The 17,845-nt window shown below is 62.4% G+C and carries 15 protein-coding genes; 11 read left to right on the top strand and 4 right to left on the bottom strand.

The features are described from left to right. Window positions 1–62 precede the first annotated feature (62 nt). Complete coding sequence (locus tag AB8B02_RS03755) at window positions 63–1,571, bottom strand: 4-hydroxyphenylacetate 3-hydroxylase family protein (RefSeq protein ID WP_439063146.1); 1,509 nt, start codon at window positions 1,569–1,571, stop codon at window positions 63–65. Window positions 1,572–1,758: 187 nt separating this feature from the next. Between AB8B02_RS03755 and AB8B02_RS03750 the strand changes: the two genes are divergently transcribed. From AB8B02_RS03750 to AB8B02_RS03725, 6 genes are all read left to right on the top strand, one after another. After that, a complete protein-coding gene (locus AB8B02_RS03750; protein ID WP_158596773.1) occupies window positions 1,759–2,430 on the top strand; it encodes a MarR family winged helix-turn-helix transcriptional regulator in 672 nt (223 codons plus the stop codon). A gap of 449 nt (window positions 2,431–2,879) precedes the next feature. Next, the gene (locus AB8B02_RS03745) at window positions 2,880–4,106 is read left to right on the top strand and encodes an ABC transporter substrate-binding protein (RefSeq protein WP_439063145.1); all 1,227 of its coding nucleotides are present in this window, start codon (window positions 2,880–2,882) and stop codon (window positions 4,104–4,106) included. Window positions 4,107–4,195: 89 nt separating this feature from the next. Further along, on the top strand, window positions 4,196–5,074 hold the full coding sequence (locus AB8B02_RS03740; protein ID WP_439063144.1) for a branched-chain amino acid ABC transporter permease: 879 nt from the start codon (window positions 4,196–4,198) through the stop codon (window positions 5,072–5,074). Beyond that, window positions 5,074–5,910, top strand: a complete 837-nt coding sequence (locus AB8B02_RS03735; RefSeq protein WP_309946946.1) for a branched-chain amino acid ABC transporter permease — start codon at window positions 5,074–5,076, stop codon at window positions 5,908–5,910. The genes AB8B02_RS03740 and AB8B02_RS03735 overlap by 1 nt, the downstream gene beginning before the upstream one ends. Continuing rightward, window positions 5,907–6,659 (top strand): ABC transporter ATP-binding protein, encoded by a 753-nt coding sequence (locus tag AB8B02_RS03730; RefSeq protein ID WP_309946948.1) that lies wholly within the window; start codon window positions 5,907–5,909, stop codon window positions 6,657–6,659. The genes AB8B02_RS03735 and AB8B02_RS03730 overlap by 4 nt, the downstream gene beginning before the upstream one ends. Beyond that, a complete protein-coding gene (locus tag AB8B02_RS03725) occupies window positions 6,659–7,366 on the top strand; it encodes an ABC transporter ATP-binding protein (RefSeq protein ID WP_309946949.1) in 708 nt (235 codons plus the stop codon). Before AB8B02_RS03730 ends, AB8B02_RS03725 begins: the two co-directional genes overlap by 1 nt. Window positions 7,367–7,510: 144 nt before the next feature. Here the strand turns inward: AB8B02_RS03725 and AB8B02_RS03720 are convergent, their stop codons facing one another. Together AB8B02_RS03720 and hydA are read right to left on the bottom strand one after the other, a co-directional pair. Beyond that, a complete protein-coding gene (locus AB8B02_RS03720) occupies window positions 7,511–8,617 on the bottom strand; it encodes a DSD1 family PLP-dependent enzyme (RefSeq protein ID WP_309946951.1) in 1,107 nt (368 codons plus the stop codon). Between the two features lie 8 nt (window positions 8,618–8,625). Next, window positions 8,626–10,092, bottom strand: a complete 1,467-nt coding sequence (hydA, locus tag AB8B02_RS03715; RefSeq protein WP_309946953.1) for a dihydropyrimidinase — start codon at window positions 10,090–10,092, stop codon at window positions 8,626–8,628. 99 nt (window positions 10,093–10,191) lie between these two features. On the opposite strand from hydA, the gene AB8B02_RS03710 reads away from it, so the two are divergent. Then, entirely contained in the window at window positions 10,192–10,851 is a 660-nt protein-coding gene (locus tag AB8B02_RS03710; RefSeq protein WP_199712036.1) for an aspartate/glutamate racemase family protein, read from the top strand. Window positions 10,852–11,122: 271 nt separating this feature from the next. Here AB8B02_RS03710 and AB8B02_RS03705 read toward each other — a convergent pair whose 3' ends face one another. Continuing rightward, complete coding sequence (locus AB8B02_RS03705) at window positions 11,123–12,052, bottom strand: N-carbamoyl-D-amino-acid hydrolase (RefSeq protein ID WP_120288796.1); 930 nt, start codon at window positions 12,050–12,052, stop codon at window positions 11,123–11,125. Between the two features lie 210 nt (window positions 12,053–12,262). Here AB8B02_RS03705 and AB8B02_RS03700 point away from each other — a divergent pair, with 210 nt between their 5' ends. From AB8B02_RS03700 to AB8B02_RS03685, 4 genes are all read left to right on the top strand, one after another. Then, window positions 12,263–12,805: a DUF4142 domain-containing protein gene (locus AB8B02_RS03700; protein WP_120288795.1), complete on the top strand. Its 543-nt coding sequence runs from the start codon at window positions 12,263–12,265 to the stop codon at window positions 12,803–12,805. Window positions 12,806–12,885: 80 nt separating this feature from the next. Next, window positions 12,886–15,003, top strand: coding sequence for a catalase (locus AB8B02_RS03695; protein WP_439063143.1), 2,118 nt, complete (start codon window positions 12,886–12,888; stop codon window positions 15,001–15,003). A gap of 226 nt (window positions 15,004–15,229) precedes the next feature. Further along, entirely contained in the window at window positions 15,230–16,843 is a 1,614-nt protein-coding gene (locus AB8B02_RS03690; protein WP_309946957.1) for an ABC transporter substrate-binding protein, read from the top strand. A gap of 24 nt (window positions 16,844–16,867) precedes the next feature. Further along, window positions 16,868–17,845 (top strand): ABC transporter permease, encoded by a 978-nt coding sequence (locus AB8B02_RS03685; RefSeq protein WP_309946958.1) that lies wholly within the window; start codon window positions 16,868–16,870, stop codon window positions 17,843–17,845.

The raw sequence follows: 17,845 nt of genomic DNA, 5'->3' as shown, positions 1-17,845 counted from the left end.
CGCGAAGACGCGGCGACCTCTCCCCGTAAAGGACGGGGAGAGGTTAAGGAAGCGACTGCGCTTTAGTTGCTGCCCTTGAACTCCGGCAGATCGTATTTCGCCGTCATCTTCTCCGCCATGCCCGCCGCGCGCTCCCAGTCATAGGTGCGGTAGCTGTGGCCGCGGGTGACGAACTGGGCACCGGCATAGAACATCTCATATTGCAGATGGCGCGAGGCGAATTCGGAGCCGACGGCGTCCCAGGTCAGCTTCAACAGCTTGACGCGGTCCTGGCCCGACATCGCCGGCGAGATTTGGGTCAGCCCGATAATGTCCGCGATCTCCGGATTGCTGAAGTCATCCACCGAGGACGGCAACATCAACAGCGCGCCACCGGCAAGTTCGCGGATGGCGCTGATGATCTGCGGATACATCTCCTGCGACTGCACCTGCGCCGCATAGAGCAGATGCTTGTTGGGGAGGAAATAATCGCCGCGCATCGCGCCGCCGGCTTCCATGCCGAGCACCATGCCCTCGATCAGCGCCGCCTGCGAGGCGAGCTTGCCGAGCGTATCGACCACGGGCGGGAAATTGATGGTGCCGATGGTCTTGGCGATGCCGCGCGCGAGGCCGACCAGGAAACGCAGCTTCACCGAGAGGCGGATCTGCGCCTGATAGTTCTGATACACATGCGCCGGTGTGTCATGGAGCTGGGCGCGGCACATATCGGTGTTGCGCAGCAGGAACACGCGCTCCCACGGCACTTTCACGTCGTCGAAGAACACCAGCGCGTCGTTCTCGTCATAGCGATAGGCCAGCGGGTTGTCGTATTCGCTCAAGGCATGCGCCTCGAAGCTCTTGCGCGACAGCATCTTGAGGCCCTTGGTCCCCATCGGCAGCGCGCAGGAGAACGCCAGATGCTCCTCGCCCGGCCGCAGCGGCTGGCCGGAGCCGACGAAGATCTCATTGGCCATGATGGCTGACGTGGCGAACAGTTTTGCGCCGCGGATGGTGATGCCCGACGCATCCTCGTCGACGATGCGCGCCACCATGTCCTGCGCATTCTTGCCCTGATCGCCGAACGCCTTGGAGCGATCGCCCTGCACGTTGTTGATCACATAGGTCAGGAACAGGTCGCTCTTGCGGGCGTAGTCGTACCAGTCGCGGAACGCCTGCGCGCGTTTCGGATCGTAATTGTCGAACACCTCGATGCCCATCATCATGCCGGACATGGACGAGGCCACGTGATCGGGCGAGCGGCCGAGGAAGCCGCCGGACAGTTCGGCCCATTCCACCAGCGCCTTGCGGCGTTCGACCAGTTCCGCGTAGCTCGTCGGCAATTGCCAGGCGCGATTGACGCGGCGGCCGCCACCGATATCGAAGGTCATGCGTTCGATATTGGCGGGGTCGGCCTGATAGTCATACAGCGCGCCAGCCGAGGCGACCGCATGGCGATAGGCCGGATGGGTCGAGACGTCATCGACCTTCTTGCCGTCGAGATAGACCGCACGGCCGTCGCGCACAGCGGCGACATGCTGGGCGCCAGTCTTGACGCCGGCAACTGCCGCCCCGGATCCAAATGCCTTGTTCATCACTTTTCTCCGTCACCTGCTGCCGGCCGCGTGCCGGTCATCACTATTAATAGCTATCATCCGAAGCTATTTTAAATCCGTTGTCAAGCGGACCTGTGGCATTCGCACACTTGCATCATTCGTCGCGATTGCAATTACCGCGCGAAGCCGCCAAGCTCGGTCAAGTTTTGATACATGGGATCATCACGTGGCCAAATCCGCAGCGCGCTCCACTTCGATCGGCAAATCAGTTGGCAAGGAGATCAGCAAGAAGCCTGCCACAGGCCGGCCGGCGTCCCGCGCCGCATTGACGGTCTCCCGTCCGGAGCTACTTGTGGACGGCTCGGACGCCCAGTTCCGCCGCCTCGTCCATAGCCTGTTCGGCTTTCTGGTCCGCCACCAGACCTTGCGCGAAGGCCACGCCGCCGTCATCGGCCTCGCCGGCATCGAATACACGACCTTGATTTCGATCCGGCACCTGTCGGCGCAAGGCGACGTCCATGTGCGCGCCGTCGCCGACCACCTACATCTGAGCGGCGCCTTCGTCACCACCGTGACCAACAAGCTCGAAACCAAAGGGCTGATCACCAAGACCTCACACACCGGCGACCGCCGCCGCATCAGCCTCGTGGTGACGCCGCATGGCGCCGAATTGCTGGAGCGACTGGCGCCGACTCAAGCGCAGGTGAACGACGTGCAGTTCGGCTGCCTCGGCACCCGGGAATTCCACCAGTTGCTGGACATGGTGCAGCGGCTCGTCGATTCCAGCGACCGCGCCATTGCGTTGCAGCGTTATCTGGCCGACACCAATGTGAAGCAGCTCTCGCCCGAGGCCCAATCGATCGCCGTCGCCAAGCGCGGCAAGCCGCGCAAGGGCTGAATCCGGCCTGCAATCTGACCCGCGTCAGGACCGGCGGTTGCACCCGGCTAAGGCGCCGGGGATAGCCACTGCCCGCGTCGCCATTGCTGCGACAAAACGGCACCGGGGGGAGCGTAGCCCCCGCCCGCCCAAGGGCGACGCGGGAATCAGCCGCGACGCGCCCGCAACACCTAACACCCGTGAAACAGGCAATTGCGCGCATTCCCGCCAGCTTCGAATTGCTGCATTTCCGGGCCGCACTGCCGCATAAATTAGCTTCTTAAGAGAACTATTTTATAAAGATACTCAGAATGACGATTGTCAAAGCCTGAAATTTATTGGACGATCCAACCAACGCTGTCATTCCGCTGTCACAGCCGGCGATGGCACATGGCGTGCATAGAAATCTTTATCTGGATTATGCTGCGGATCACTGCAGCAAAAGCATCAGCAGAAGAGGACGATCGTCGATGTCACGGATCAAATCGAATTTGCCGCGCGTATTGGGCACAGTTGCCGCCGTCACGCTCTCCGCCATGGTTGGCGGTCAGGCATGGGCGCAGGAAATCGCCATCGGCGCGGTGGTGCCGAGCTCCGGTCCGTTCGCCGAGTGGGGCCGCAGCAACACCGTGACGCTGAAGATGCTGGAACAGCAGACCAACGATGCCGGCGGCATCAATGGCGCGAAGCTGAAGATCACCATTCTCGACGACGCCGCCAAGCCGGCGCAGGCCGCAAGCTCGCTGCGCAAACTGGCCGGCGACGAAAAGGTTCTCGCGGTCGCCGGCCCGCTCACCTCGAGCGCCGCCGAAGTGACGTTCCCGGTCGCCAATGAAATGAAGGTGGTCTCCACCTCGCAGGCCTCCTCGAAGCCGGGCGTGACGAAGCTCAACCGTCCGTGGGCGTTCCGTAACACCATCGACGAAGGCGTGCTCGCCAAGACCACCGTGCCCTTCTACAAGAAGGCCTTCAACATCAAGACCGTCGCCGTGATCTTCGACGCCAAGGACGCCACGGCGTCCACGGTCGGCAAGGTGATCATGCCTGCCGTGCTGAAGGCCAATGACATCACCGTCGCCAACGAGAACGATCTGCTGTCGTTCAATACCGGCGACCTCGACGTCTCCGCACAGGTCACCAAGCTGAAGGCCCTCAATCCCGACGGCGTCGTTGTCAGCGCCGATTACAGCCAGGCCATCACCGTGCTGCGCGAAATGAAGCGGCAGGGTCTGATCAAGCCGGTCGTCGGCGCCACCCAGCTGATCTCATCAGCGATTCTCAAGGCTGCGCCGGAAATCCCGGTGATCGCGCCCGCGACCTTCTACGCCACCATGACGGGCCCGGCACCCGAGAAATTCACGGCCACCCTGACGCCGCTGCTGCGCAAGGAATCGGGCCTGCCGAAGGACATCGAACCCTCGATGTATGACGCCAACATCTACGAGATCGTCTCGATGTATATCGACGCGATCAAGAAGACTGGCGTCACCGGCAAGCCGGCCGATCTCGAAGCCGACCGCACCAAGATCCGCGATCATCTTGCCAAGCTCGAAGGCTTTGCCGGTCTCGGCGGCCCGATCGGCTTCAATGACGACGGCGACGCGATCAAGGCCTTCTACGTGCTGCAGGGCCAGAACGGCGCCTGGGACACCAAGGTCAAGGGCTGCAGCTCCGCGCCCGGCCACCCGGCCTGCTGATCTTCCGCACCATCTACGCCGCTGCGGCCGGGAAGTCCTCCCGGCCGCAGTCATGATGACGACCACCTGATTTAACGATTGCGATTCCCATGCTGATACAGCAACTCGTCAACGGCCTGACGCTCGGAGCGGTCTATACGCTGCTGGCGCTGTCGTTCTCGCTCGTGATGGGCATTCTCGGCATTCTCAATCTCGCGATTGCCGAACTGTTCATGATCGGCGGCTATCTCGGCTTCACGCTGATCACCGCAGGCTTTCCGCTTCCGGTCGCCGTGCTCGGCGGCATGCTCGGCGCAGCCGTGATCGCCATCGCCATCGAGAAGATCGGCTACCAGCCGCTGCGCGACGCGCCGCTGGTGACGCCGATGCTGTCGACGCTGGGTTTCTCGATCATCCTGCAGAACGTGGCCACCAATATCTGGGGCTCGGATCCGGCCCAGCTCCCCGACGAATATTTCGGCAAGCAATATGCGTTCGGCCCGGTCAATATCGGCGAGATGCAGCTGATCGTTCTCGTCGCCACCGTCGTGCTGGTCGCGCTGGTTGCCTATATCGTGCAGAAAACCCCGATAGGCCGCGCGCTGCGCGCCGTGGCCGAGAACCGTGAAGTCGCAAGAATCCTGGGCGTCTCCGCTGACCGCCTGACCATGCTGGCCTTCATCCTGTCGGGCTCGCTCGCCGGCGTCGCCGGCGTTTTGATCGCCCTGCACTACGGCGCCATCACGCCCTATCTCGGCGTCGAGATCGGCCTCAAGGCCATCGCCGTGATGGTGATCGGCGGCACGCGCCAGATCTGGGGCGCGCTGGTCGCGGGTCCCTTGATCGGCATCGCCGAAGTGCTGACCGTCGCTTACGGCGGCTCGCAGGTGCGCGACTTCGTCGTCTACGGCTTCATGATTTTGATTTTGTTGCTGCGTCCACAGGGCCTGCTTGGCGGCGCGCGATCCGATCAGGGGCAGCGCGTCTGATGTCGACCTATTACGCAAGCCTGCTCGCCGAGTCCGGCATCCTCCTGCTTGGCGCACTCAGCGTCTATATCATCCTCGCCACCGGCCAGCTCTCGCTCGGCAATGGCGCCTTCATGGGAATCGGCGCTTACCTGTCGTCGTACCTCACCGTCGCGCTGAACGTACCGCTGACGCTCGCACTGGTGATCTCGGCGATCGCCGCCGGCATCATCGGCGCCATCGTTGCCTTCCCCGCGCTGCGCCTCAAAGGCATCTATCTCGCGATGGCCACCGTCGGCTTCGGCGAAATGGTGCGCAGCTTCTTCCTCAATTTCGACGCCATGGGCGGCTCCGGCGGTTATCGCGGCATGCAGCACATCTCGGTCGGCTATGTCTGGCTATGGGCCGGCGGCATCCTGATCGCGGTGATGCTGCTGGAGCGCTCGCGCGTCTGGCTGGAAATGCAGGCGGTGCATGATGACGAGACGGCAGCGGGCCTGATCGGTCTCAATACCACCGTGACCAAGATCGGCGCCTTCGGCGTCGGCGCGGCCGTGGCCGCCATTTCCGGCGGATTGTTCGCGCATCACAACGTCTATATCGAGCCGGCGAATTTCGGCTTCGATCGCTCGATCGAATTCGTGCTGGCCGTGATCCTCGGCGGCTCCACCGTCGGACCGGGCTCGCTGGTCGGCTCATTGCTGCTGGTGTTCCTGCCTGAATTTCTGCGTCCGATCGCCGACTGGCGGCTCGCTGCCTTCGGCACGCTGCTGATCGTCGTGCTGCTGGTCCGGCGTCAGGGCATTCTCGATCGTACGCTGATCCGAACGCTCACCTTCCGGAGGGCCGCGGCATGAGCGACGCGCTGCTTCAACTCACCGGCGTCACCAAGACGTTCGGCGGCATCCACGCGTTGTCGAGCATGGTCTGCGAAGTGCCGGAAGGCAAGATCGTCGGCGTGATCGGCCCGAACGGCGCCGGCAAGACAACCTTGTTCAACACCATCACCGGCGCCTATCGCGCGGATGCCGGCGAAGTGAAACTCAAGGGCGTCGACGTCACGCAGTGGCCGTCCTATCGCATCGTGCGCGAGGGCATCGCCCGCACCTTCCAGAACATCCGCCTGTTCGGCAGCATGACGGTCTGGGAACATCTGCTGGTGGCGCAGCCGCATAGCGAAAGCGCGTGGCGGCGTCTGCTGCCGATCTCCTGGGCCAATCCGGCGGCGCAGGAACGCGCCGAGGAAGTGATGGAGTTCTTCGGCCTCACCGAACTACGCGATCGCCCCGCGAAATCCCTGCCCTACGGCATCCAGCGCAAGGTGGAGATGGCGCGCGCCGTCACCGCCAAACCGAAGCTGCTGCTGCTGGATGAACCCGTGGCCGGCATGAACCACGACGAGGCCGAGGAGATCCGCGCGCTGATGATCCGCTTGCGCGACACCGGCCTCACCATTCTCCTGATCGAACATGACATGAATTTCGTGATGCGGCTCTGCGACTATCTCTATGTCCTCGATTTCGGCGTGCTGATCGCCGAAGGCAGGCCCGAGGAAGTGCGCGCCAACCCGGTCGTCCTCGACGCCTATCTCGGAAAGGACGACTGATGCTCACGATCCGGGGCTTGCAGGTCCGCTACGGCGCCATCACCGCGGTGCGCGGCGTCGATCTCGACATCAAGCAGGGCGAAATCGTCGCACTGCTCGGCGCCAATGGCGCCGGCAAGAGCACGATTGCGCGGTCCATTGCAGGACTGCTGCCATTCCAGGGCGACATCACCTATCAGGGCGAGAAGCTCGTGCCGAATGCCGCCGAGAAGAATCTGCGCCGCGGCATCGCGCTGGTGCCGGAAGGCCGCGGCATTCTCGCGCGCATGACGGTCTATGAAAACCTGTTGATGGGCATCTACACCCGCCCGGACAAGGCCGAGGCGATGGCCGATGTCGGCCGGATGCTCGAGCGCTTCCCGATCCTCGGCAAGCGCCGTGACGGTCTCGCCAGCCTATTGTCCGGCGGCGAACAGCAGATGCTGGCCATCGGGCGTGCACTGCTGTCGAAGCCGAAGCTGCTGCTGCTCGACGAGCCCTCGCTCGGCCTCGCGCCGCTGATGACCGATACGCTGTTCAAGATGATCGCGCAGTTCCGCGACGAAGGCCTCACGGTGATGCTGGTCGAGCAGAAGGCGCGGCAGACGCTGAAGATCGTCGACCGGGCCTATCTGCTGGAGACCGGCCGCGTTGTGACCTCAGGCACGGCGCAGGCGTTGATCAATGATCCGACGGTGTCGGATGCGTTTTTGGGTGGGACACATTGACACTCAGTTGTCGTCCCCGCGCAGGCGGGGACCCATAACCACGGTCAACGCGGTTAGGCGGCAGAGTTACAACGGTCAGCGTTCTAACCAAATCTCTAGAGTGTATGGGTCCCCGCCTGCGCGGGGACGACAGCGGAGAGGTTCTCACGCCCCGTACCGCGCCAGCACCGGCCAGGTCTCGACGCCATTGTTATGCCCGACCACCTGATACGCCGCGTGCAAATTCACCGTGGGATCGCAATGCGTGGTCAGCAGCAATACGCGACTGCCGAGTTTCGGCGCTTCCGCGCCTGATGGCATCGTGATCATGCCATGTTCGTCGCCGCCGAAGCGATAGGTCGACCCTTCCGGCACACCTAACATCAGCGACGGCACCGGGCCGTTGAAGGCCATCGCCTTGACGCCGGCATCAACGGTGAATTCGCCGGCACGATTCACCGACGTGACCGTCGCGAGAATGAACAGACTTGGATCGTAAGGCAGCACGCCACCCTCGTGCTCCAACTTGCCGTAGTCAGAATCCATGAATACGTAGGAACCGACCTGCAACTCGGTGAAAGTGCCCGTTGCATCATAGGCACAAGCTCCAGTGCCACTGCCGGTGACGATCTCCGCCTTGATGCCGGCTTCGGTCAGCACATGCAGATGCTCGTCGAGCATCGCGCGCACGCGCGCAGCACCTGCCCTGCGCTCCTGCGAGTCGATCACGTGCTGCACATGCCCCGCAAAACCCTGGATGCCGCCGAATGTCATGCCCGGCGTGGCTTCGATCAGTTGCGCGAGCGCGAGTGTCGATGCTGTGTCAACGACACCGGTGCGGCGCTGGCCGACATCGATATCGATCAGTATCTGCAGCGGACGGCTGCCGGCATCGAGCAATTCGTGCAGAACATGAATCTGGTCGGCGTGATCGACGACGATGCTGATATCGGATTGGTCGGCGACAGCGGCCAGACGCGCGAGCTTCGGCCGATCGGCGACAGGTGTCGTCAGCAGCAGCCCTGTGATGCCAGCCTGCGCAAAGGCCTCGATCTCGGCGACCGTCGCGCAGGAAATGCCGACAGCGCCGGCCTCGATCTGCATCTGCGCGATGCGCGTCGACTTATGAGTCTTGGCATGCGGGCGAAGCGCAACGCCATGCGCTTTGGCGAACTCGGCCATTCCCTGGATGTTGCGTTGAAGCGCTGACGCATCCAGCACCAGCGCAGGCGTCTGTATATCCGCAAAAGCCGGCAGATTGGGATCGAGCATGTTTGGCATCACAGCAACTTTGCGCCAAAGTTCTTCGCCGGATCCATCTCGGCGGCGAGTCTGCCTGACGGCGTCGCGGCCTTGCCGCCCTCGCGCAGCATCAGGCGTCCCTCGCCCGGCTTGCTGGTGAACGTATTGCCATCGACCAGCACGCGGCCGCGCAACAGGACCTTCTCGGGCCAGCCGGTGACGGTGCGGCCGGAGAACGGCGAGAAGCCGGCGAGATCGTGCATCATCTCGTCCGAGAGCGTGACCTTGCGGGCGGGATCCCAGATCGCAATGTCGGCATCGTTGCCGATGGCGATGGAGCCCTTCTTCGGCAGATTGTAGATCTGCGCCGGTGCAGTCGATGTCAGCTCGACGAATTTCGACAGGCCGAGGCGTCCTTTCGACACCATCGCGTCGAACAGCAGCGGCAGGCGCACTTCGAGGCCCGGCAGACCGTTGGCGACCTGCTTGAATGTCGGGTTCGGCCCGGCGCGCAGCTTGCCGGTCTCGTCATAGCGATAGGGCGCGTGATCCGACGAGATCAGTTGCAGATCGCCGAGCGACAATGCCTGCCACAGCGCTTCCTGATCGTCCGTGGTGCGCGCCGGCGGGCTGCACATCCACTTCGCGCCTTCAGTGCCCGGCTTGTCGAGATCCTCCGCGGTGAGGAACAGATATTGCGGGCAGGTCTCGGCGAAAATCTTGACGCCGCGGCCGCGCGCTTCGCGGATCACCGCGGCGCCTTCGCGCGTCGAGACGTGGAAGATCATCACCGGCTGGTCGAGCAATTCGCTGAACGCGATCAGCCGCGTGAAGGCTTCGGACTCCGAGACGCGCGCATGGCTGACGGCGTGATATTTCGGCGCGGTGTAGCCCTTGTCGATCAGGCGCTTCACCATCCAGGCGATGACGCCGTGGTTCTCCGCGTGAACGCAGACCAGCGCTTTGGCTTCGCGCGCTGCGGCGAGAATATCCAGCAACTTCTCGTCATCGACCTTGAGCCGGTCATAGGTCATGAATATCTTGATCGAGGAATGGCCTTCCCTGACCAGCGCCGGAATATCCTCGGCGATGACCTTGTCGGTGACGTCGGAGACGATGATGTGGAAGGCGTAGTCGATCATTGCGCCCTTCTTCGCCAGCGCCGTGTAATCGGTGACGACCTCGCGCACATCCATGCCGACATGCTGGGCGGCGAAAGAAATCACGCTGGTGGTGCCGCCAAAGGCCGCGGACCGCGTCGCGCTCTCGAAGGTGTCGGCATTCATGATGCCGGCGGCGGAGAGTTGTTCGATATGGGCATGGGCATCGACGCCGCCTGGCAATACCAGCTTGCCTGTTGCATCGATCTCCGTCTTGCCGGCTGCAAGCCCGCTGCCCAGTGCCACGACGGTCTCGCCGGTAATACCGACATCGGCGGCAAATACATCGCTCGATGTGGCGACGGTGCCACCGCGGATTACGAGGTCGTAGACGGGATCGGACAAGGGCAGAACTCCAGGGATGAGATCAGATATGCGAACATTTTACAGGCTTTGACGGTCGGCACTTTCCGGTAATACTGCTGTCCTGACAAGGAGCCGAATATGCAGCCCCGCAAGAAGATTCTGGTGGTCAATCCGAACAGCAACCCGCAGGTGACGCGCAACCTCGCGGAGGCGTTGCAACCGGTGATGTTCGAGGCCGGGCCCGAGATCGAATGCGTCACGCTGGCGGAAGGACCATTGGGCGTGCAGACGCAGGCCGATCTCGAAAGCGTCACGATACCGCTGAGCCGGCTGGTGGCCGCGGACAATTCGGCCGATGCCTTCGTCATCGCCTGCTATTCCGATCCCGGCCTGCACGTTTGCCGCGAGGCGACGCAGCGCCCTGTCTTCGGCATCGCCGAATCCGGCGTGCTGACGGCGCTGTCACGCGGCGACCGCTTCGGCGTCATCGCGGTGGCGCAGGGCTCGATCGGCCGGCACATGCGTTATCTGCGCCAGATGTGCCTGATGGATCGCTTCGCCGGCGAACGTCCGCTCAACATGACCGTGGCGGAAGCTGCCTCCGGCGACGACACGCTGGCGCGCATGATCAAGGTCGGTCGCCAGTTGAAGGACGAGGACGGCGCCAATGCCGTGGTCATGGGCTGCGCGGGCATGTCGCGTCATCGCAGCGCGCTTGAGGATGCGCTCGGCATTCCGGTGATCGATCCGACCCAGGCTGCGGTGAGCATGGCCATCGGCACGGTGATGTTTCAGTAGCGGATTTCACTCCGGCGGGAATGCGCTCCCTCGCCCCGCACTGCGCGGGGAGAGGGTCGGGGTGAGGGGCGAGGCACGAACTCAGCCTTAACTCTACAGCAAGCGAACTGCTCGACGATCGACACGAGAATCCGACATTAACGCGACTGCGGTGAACCGCCCCTCACCCGCCGCGAAGACGCGGCGACCTCTCCCCGCCTAGCGAAGCTTCGCTTCGCCCGGGAGCGGGGAGAGGTTAGGTCTGCGTCACCTCAGCCAAAGAGCGATTCACTTACTCCGGCGGCAACACCACGCCCGTCTGGCTGGTGATCCGGCCATAGTGCTCGATGCGGCGGTGACGCTTGAAGTCGAAGATGGTGTCCTTGCCGAATTTCGTGTCGTCGAGATCGACGGTGCAAACCAGCAGCTCATCGCCTTCGGTCTTGGCTTCGGCGAGAATGACGCCATTGGGATCGACGATCAGCGAACCGCCGATCAGGGGATGACCGTCTTCATCGCCGGCCTTGGCGACGGCGACCACGAAGGTCGAGTTCTGATAGGCGCCGGCCTGCACCGACAGGCGATTGTGGAACAGGCGCTGCTCCGGGCCCTCGACCGACTTCTGCGAATTCACCGACGGCGTGTTGTAGCCGAGCACGATCATCTCGACTCCCTGCAGGCCCATCACGCGATAGGATTCCGGCCAGCGGCGATCGTTGCACACCATCATGCCGAAGATGCCGCCCAGCGCGCGGAACACGGGAAAGCCAAGGTCGCCCGGTTCGAAATAACGCTTTTCCAGATGCTGGAACGCACGCTCGGTGTCGAATTCGACATGTCCGGGCAGATGCACCTTGCGATATTTGCCGACGATCTTGCCAGTCTTGTCGGTGAGGATCTGGGTGTTGAAGTGATGGCCGTCGGGCGTCAGTTCGGCGTAGCCGATTGACAGCGCGATACCGGCCTTGGCGGCGGCGTCGAACAGCGGCTGCGTCGCAGCGTTCGGCATTTCCGACTCGAACCAGGTGTCGACCTCCTTCTGGTCGGTCATGTACCAGCGCGGGAAGAAGGTGGTCAGCGCCAGTTCCGGATAGACGACGAGGTCGGCGCCCTTCCCCTTGGCTTCGTCCAGCAGCGCCAGCATGCGCTTGACCACGGCCTCGCGGCTTTCGGCTTTCTGAATTGGGCCCAATTGGGCGGCGGCGACGGTAAGCTTACGCATAAAATTATCCGGGTTCGGGTTGCGTGCGGTTTGTACCAGAACCGAAAGCAATGATCGAGCCAACACGAGGCCCTTCCGGCCCGGCTGGGACCGGGCGGCCCAGACAGGCCTGATCGGGGCCTTCGCCCCCGACTCATTTGGTCCGGAACACAACACGATTGATCCGGTTGTGCTGACATCTGATGCCCTCGTCCAAACATTGGAAAAATCATGAAACGCCGCACCCTTATTGCTGCGAGCCTGTTGCTCGTGTCCTCCGCCCTCGCCCCAGCCGTTTACGCGCAGTCCGTCGGCGAAAAGACGGGAGTCAATTCCGTTCTCGGTGTCAGCCCAAGCACCCCTGATTTCGTCAAGCAGGTCGCGATCAGCGACATGTTCGAGATCCAGTCCAACACGCTGGCGGAAAGCAAGGGAAATGCCGCCGAGAAATCCTTTGCAGCCATGATGGTGAAAGATCACACCAAGACCAGCACCGAGCTGAAGGCGATGGTCAGCAGCGGCAAGGTTAAGGCCGAACTTCCGGCAGCGCTCGACAGCGCGCATCAAAGTAAGCTCGACAAGTTGAAGGAACAAAGCGGCGCTGACTTCAGCAAGAACTTCAATTCGGTCCAGCTCGACGCCCACAAGGACGCGGTTGATCTGTTCGAGCGCTACGCCAAAAGCGGCGACAATACCGAATTGAAGGACTGGGCCGGAAAGACGCTGCCGGCGCTGAAGCATCACCTCGAAATGGCGCAGAACCTCAGCAAGTAGCGCCTGCCCAACGCCGAACTCCCTGAGGCCCGCGAACGCAATCGCGGGCCCTTCTCCCGGTAACTTCTGCGAGACATCCCATGGCCAAATCATCAATGCCCAAAAGCGGCACCACCAATGCAACGATTCACGATCAGACGCTCATTCGCGGTGAAGGCGGCGAACTCCATCAGATCGCCGGACCAGATGACGCGTTGCTGACGACGGCCCAGGGCGGCCCGGTTTTCGACGATCAAAACTCGCTCAAGGCCGGATCGCGCGGACCGACATTGCTCGAGGATTTTCACTTTCGTGAAAAGATCTTCCATTTCGATCACGAACGGATTCCCGAACGCGTGGTCCATGCACGCGGTTATGCCGCGCATGGCTTCTTCGAAAATTACGATTCACTGGCCAAGCATACCCGCGCAGATCTGTTTCAGCGCGCAGGCGAGCGAACCCCCGCCTTCGTTCGATTCTCGACGGTCGCGGGCAGCAAGGGCTCGTTCGACCTCGCACGCGACGTGCGCGGCTTTGCCGTCAAAATCTATACCCAAGAGGGCAACTGGGACCTGGTCGGCAACAACATCCCGGTGTTCTTCATCCAGGATGCAATCAAGTTTCCCGATCTGGTCCATGCCGTGAAGGAAGAGCCCGACAGCGCCTTCCCTCAGGCGCAGTCGGCGCATGACAACTTCTGGGATTTCATTTCGCTGACGCCCGAAAGCATGCACATGGTCATGTGGCAGATGTCGGACCGAACGATTCCCCGCTCTTTCCGCTTCATGGAGGGGTTCGGCGTCCATACGTTCCGCTTCGTAAATGCCAAGGACGAATCGACCTTCGTCAAATTCCACTGGAAGCCGAAGCTCGGTCTGCAATCGGTGCTGTGGAACGAGGCCGTCAAGATCAACGGCGCCGATCCGGATTTTCATCGCCGCGACTTGTGGAGCGCTATCCAGTCCGGCGACTATCCCGAATGGGAGCTGCGGGTGCAGCTATTCAACAACGAGTTTGCTGACAAATTCGATTTCGACGTGCTCGATCCCACCAAGATCATCCCCGAAGAACTCGTGCCCCCGATCGCTATCGGCCGTCTGGTGCTGGACCGCATGCCGGACAATTTCTTTGCTGAGACCGAGCAGGTCGCGTTCATGACGCAGAATGTTCCGCCCGGCATCGACTTCACCAATGACCCGCTGCTGCAAGGCCGCAACTTCTCCTATCTGGATACACAGCTGAAGCGGCTCGGCAGTCCGAACTTCACCCATATCCCGATCAATGCTCCGAAATGTCCGTTCGGACATTTCCAGCAGGACGGGCACATGGCCATGCGCAACCCGGTCGGTCGCGTCAACTACCAGCCGAATTCGTTCGGCGTAGGCCCGCGCGAGTCAACCGCCAAAGGCTTCAAGACATTTGCTGACATAGAGCAAGGCGCGAAGCGTCGGCTGCGCGCGGAGAGCTTTGCGGATCACTACAGCCAGGCACGGCAGTTCTTCATCAGCCAGACCAGGGGCGAGCAACACCATATTGCCGCAGCGCTGACTTTCGAATTGAGCAAAGTGAAGACACCGGTGATCCGCGAGCGCATGGTCGCGCATCTCCTGAACATCGATGAAGGACTGGCCAACAGGGTCGGCACCATGCTGGGTCTTCCGACGATGCCGAAGCCTGCTGACGCGGCGATGCCCGCGCGGCAGGATCTGGCGGAGTCGCCAGCGCTCAGCATTGTCGCAAATGGCCCGCAGCGTTTCGAGGGCCGCAAGCTCGGCATCCTCGTCACCGACGGGGTCGATGCCAAACTGCTTGCCGCCCTGCAAGGCGCGGTGACGGAGGCCGGCGCAACATACGAGATCATTGCGCCAAAGGTGAACGGCGTTGAAGCCAGCGATGGCAGCCTGGTCGCCGCCGACCAGATGATCGATGGTGGCCCGTCCGTTCTCTATGACGCAGTGGCCTTGCTCCCGGCGGAAGCCGGAATCGACGACCTCCTGCAGGAGTCGGCCGCCCGCGACTTCGTCACCGACGCCTTTACCCACTGCAAGTTTATCGGCCATTCCGAGGCCGCCGAGCGGTTGTTCGCCAAGGTGGGAATCGCGGACGACCTCGATGAAGGCGTCGTTGCGCTGGGCAACGCCGACGACGTGGCGGGCTTCATGGACAAGCTGGCCAAGCTGCGGCTCTGGAGCCGCGAACCGAGCGTCAAGATGCGCTGAAGCGTGCAGTTGCCCGCCCTGTGTGCGGGCCGGCATAACTTTTGAGCAAAGCTTTCAGATCGAAGCAATGGCGCGGCATTTTATGCTGCGCCATTGCCATGTCTTGCAAGAATTCTCTGAGCCGCCGCAGCATTAGGGAATGACTTGGCCGCCGGTTATGCCCTAGGTTGCGCGGGCTATGCGCTGGTTCCATCTGCGCAGGCACGACGCAGGAGACTTCGACACCATGACCCGCCTGGAAATGACCCGCCGCACGGCGCTGCTGACATCCGCCGCCATTGCCGCCAATGTCGCGAACCCGCTGCGCGCCTTCGCGCAGGAAACGCCCCGCAAGGGCGGCGTGTTCAATGTCCATTACGGTGCAGAACAGCGTCAGCTCAACCCCAGCATTCAGGCCTCTACTGGCGTCTACATCATCGGCGGCAAGATCCAGGAAGCACTGGTCGATCTCGACGCCAATGGCCAGCCGATCGGCGTGCTCGCGGAGAGCTGGGAATCCACACCGGACGGCAAGACCATCACCTTCAAGTTGCGTAAGGGCGTGACCTGGCACGACGGCAAGCCGTTCACCTCGGCCGACGTCCAATTCACCGCCATGAACATGTGGAAGAAGATCCTCAATTACGGATCGACCCTGCAGCTGTTCCTCACCGCGGTGGAAACGCCGGACGCGCAGACCGCGATCTTCAAATATGAGCGGCCGATGCCGCTCGGCCTGCTGCTGCGCGCGCTGCCGGACCTCGGCTACATCTCCGCCAAGCACCTCTATGAGGGCAGCAGCGACATCCGCCAGAACCCCACCAACCTCGCCCCTGTCGGCACCGGCCCGTTCAAATTCGTCAAATACGAGCGCGGCCAATACATCATCGCCGAGCGCAACGAGAACTACTGGCGCCCCAATGCGCCCTATCTCGACCGTATCGTCTGGAAGGTCGTCACCGACCGCGCTGCCGCTGCCGCCCAGATGGAAGCCGGCGACATTCAATACAGCCCGTTCACCGGTCTCACGATTTCCGACACGGCACGGCTGAGCAAGGACAAGCGCTTCATCGTCTCCACCAAGGGCAATGAAGGCAACGCGCGCACCAACACCATCGAGTTCAATTTCCGCCGCAAGGAGCTCGCGGACATCCGCGTTCGCCGCGCCATTGCGCATGCGATCAATGTGCCGTTCTTCATCGAGAACTTCCTTGGCGATTTCGCCAAGCTCGGCACCGGCCCGATCCCCTCGGTCTCCACCGACTTCTATCCGGGTCCGGATACGCCGCAATATCCCTACGACAAGAAGAAGGCGGCCGCGCTGCTCGACGAGGCCGGCTTCAAGCCAGGTGCCGGCGGCACCCGGTTCTCGCTGCGCCTGCTGCCCGCGCCCTGGGGCGAGGACATCTCGCTGTGGGCGACCTTCATCCAGCAGTCACTCGGCGAAGTCGGCATTCCCGTCGAGATCGTCCGCAACGACGGCGGCGGCTTCCTGAAGCAGGTCTATGACGATCACGCCTTCGACCTCTCAACCGGCTGGCACCAGTATCGCAACGATCCCGCCGTCTCGACCACGGTCTGGTATCGCTCCGGCCAGCCGAAGGGCGCGCCCTGGACCAACCAATGGGACTGGAAGAACGAGGCCATCGACAAGGTGATCGACGACGCGGCCACCGAGATCGATCCGGTCAAGCGCAAGGCGCTCTATGCGACCTTCGTCAAGGAAGCCAACACCGAACTGCCGGTGTGGATGCCGATCGAACAGATCTTCGTCACGGTGATCACGGCCAAGGCGCGTAACCATTCCAACACGCCGCGCTGGGGATCGTCGAGCTGGCACGATCTTTGGCTTTCCGCCTGAGCCAAACTTCGCCACAATAGCCAGATGCGCATCCTGAGCCTTGCGGGGCGGCGGCTCGCCGCCTCGATACCCACACTATTCCTGATCCTGATCGGCGTGTTCCTGCTGCTGCAATTCGCACCGGGAGACACCGTCGATGCCATGATGGCACAGATGGGCGGCGGCGATGCCGCAACCGCCCGCGAGCTCCGCAAATTCTACGGGCTCGATCTCTCGATCCCGATGCAGCTCGGCAACTATCTGTGGCGACTGATCCGCCTCGATCTCGGTTTCTCCTCGATCTATGGCAAACCGGTCGCGACCGTGATCCTCGAACGCCTGCCGCCGACGATCCTCTTGATGACCGCGTCGCTGTCCTTCGCGTTTTTCTTCGGGCTGCTGCTCGGCGTCATCGCCGCACGCGGCGTCAACAAATGGCCGGATACCCTGATATCCACGCTCGGCCTCGTCTTCTATGCCACGCCATCGTTCTGGTTCGGGTTGATGGCCATCGTGGTGTTCTCGATCTATCTGCAATGGCTGCCGGCCGGCGGCTTCGAGGATATCGGCGCCGTACAGACCGGATTTGGCCGCACCGTCGACATCGCGCTGCATCTGATCCTGCCGACACTGACGCTGGGCCTGATCTTCCTCGCCATTTATCTGCGCATCATGCGCGCCTCGATGCTGGAAGTGCTCAATCTCGATTTCGTGCGCACCGCGCGCGCCAAGGGCCTCGACGAAACCCGCGTGGTGGCAAAACACGTGCTACGCAACGCCCTGCTGCCGATGGTGACGCTGATCGGCCTGCAGGCCGGCACCATGCTCGGCGGCTCGGTCGTGGTGGAGAGCGTGTTCTCTTTGCCCGGTCTGGGGCGCTTGGCCTACGAATCCGTCGTGCAGCGCGATCTCAACACGCTGCTCGGCATCGTCTTCGTCTCGGCGCTTTTGGTCATCCTCGTCAACTTCCTCGTCGACCTTCTCTATGCGCGGCTCGATCCGCGTATCCAGGCGGAGGGCTGA

Source organism: Tardiphaga sp. 862_B3_N4_1, assembly GCF_051811085.1.
In the GTDB taxonomy this organism is placed as follows: Bacteria; Pseudomonadota; Alphaproteobacteria; order Rhizobiales; family Xanthobacteraceae; genus Tardiphaga; species Tardiphaga robiniae.
The sequence above is the reverse complement of the archived record's forward strand: the minus strand, read 5'-3'. Positions and strand labels throughout refer to the sequence as shown.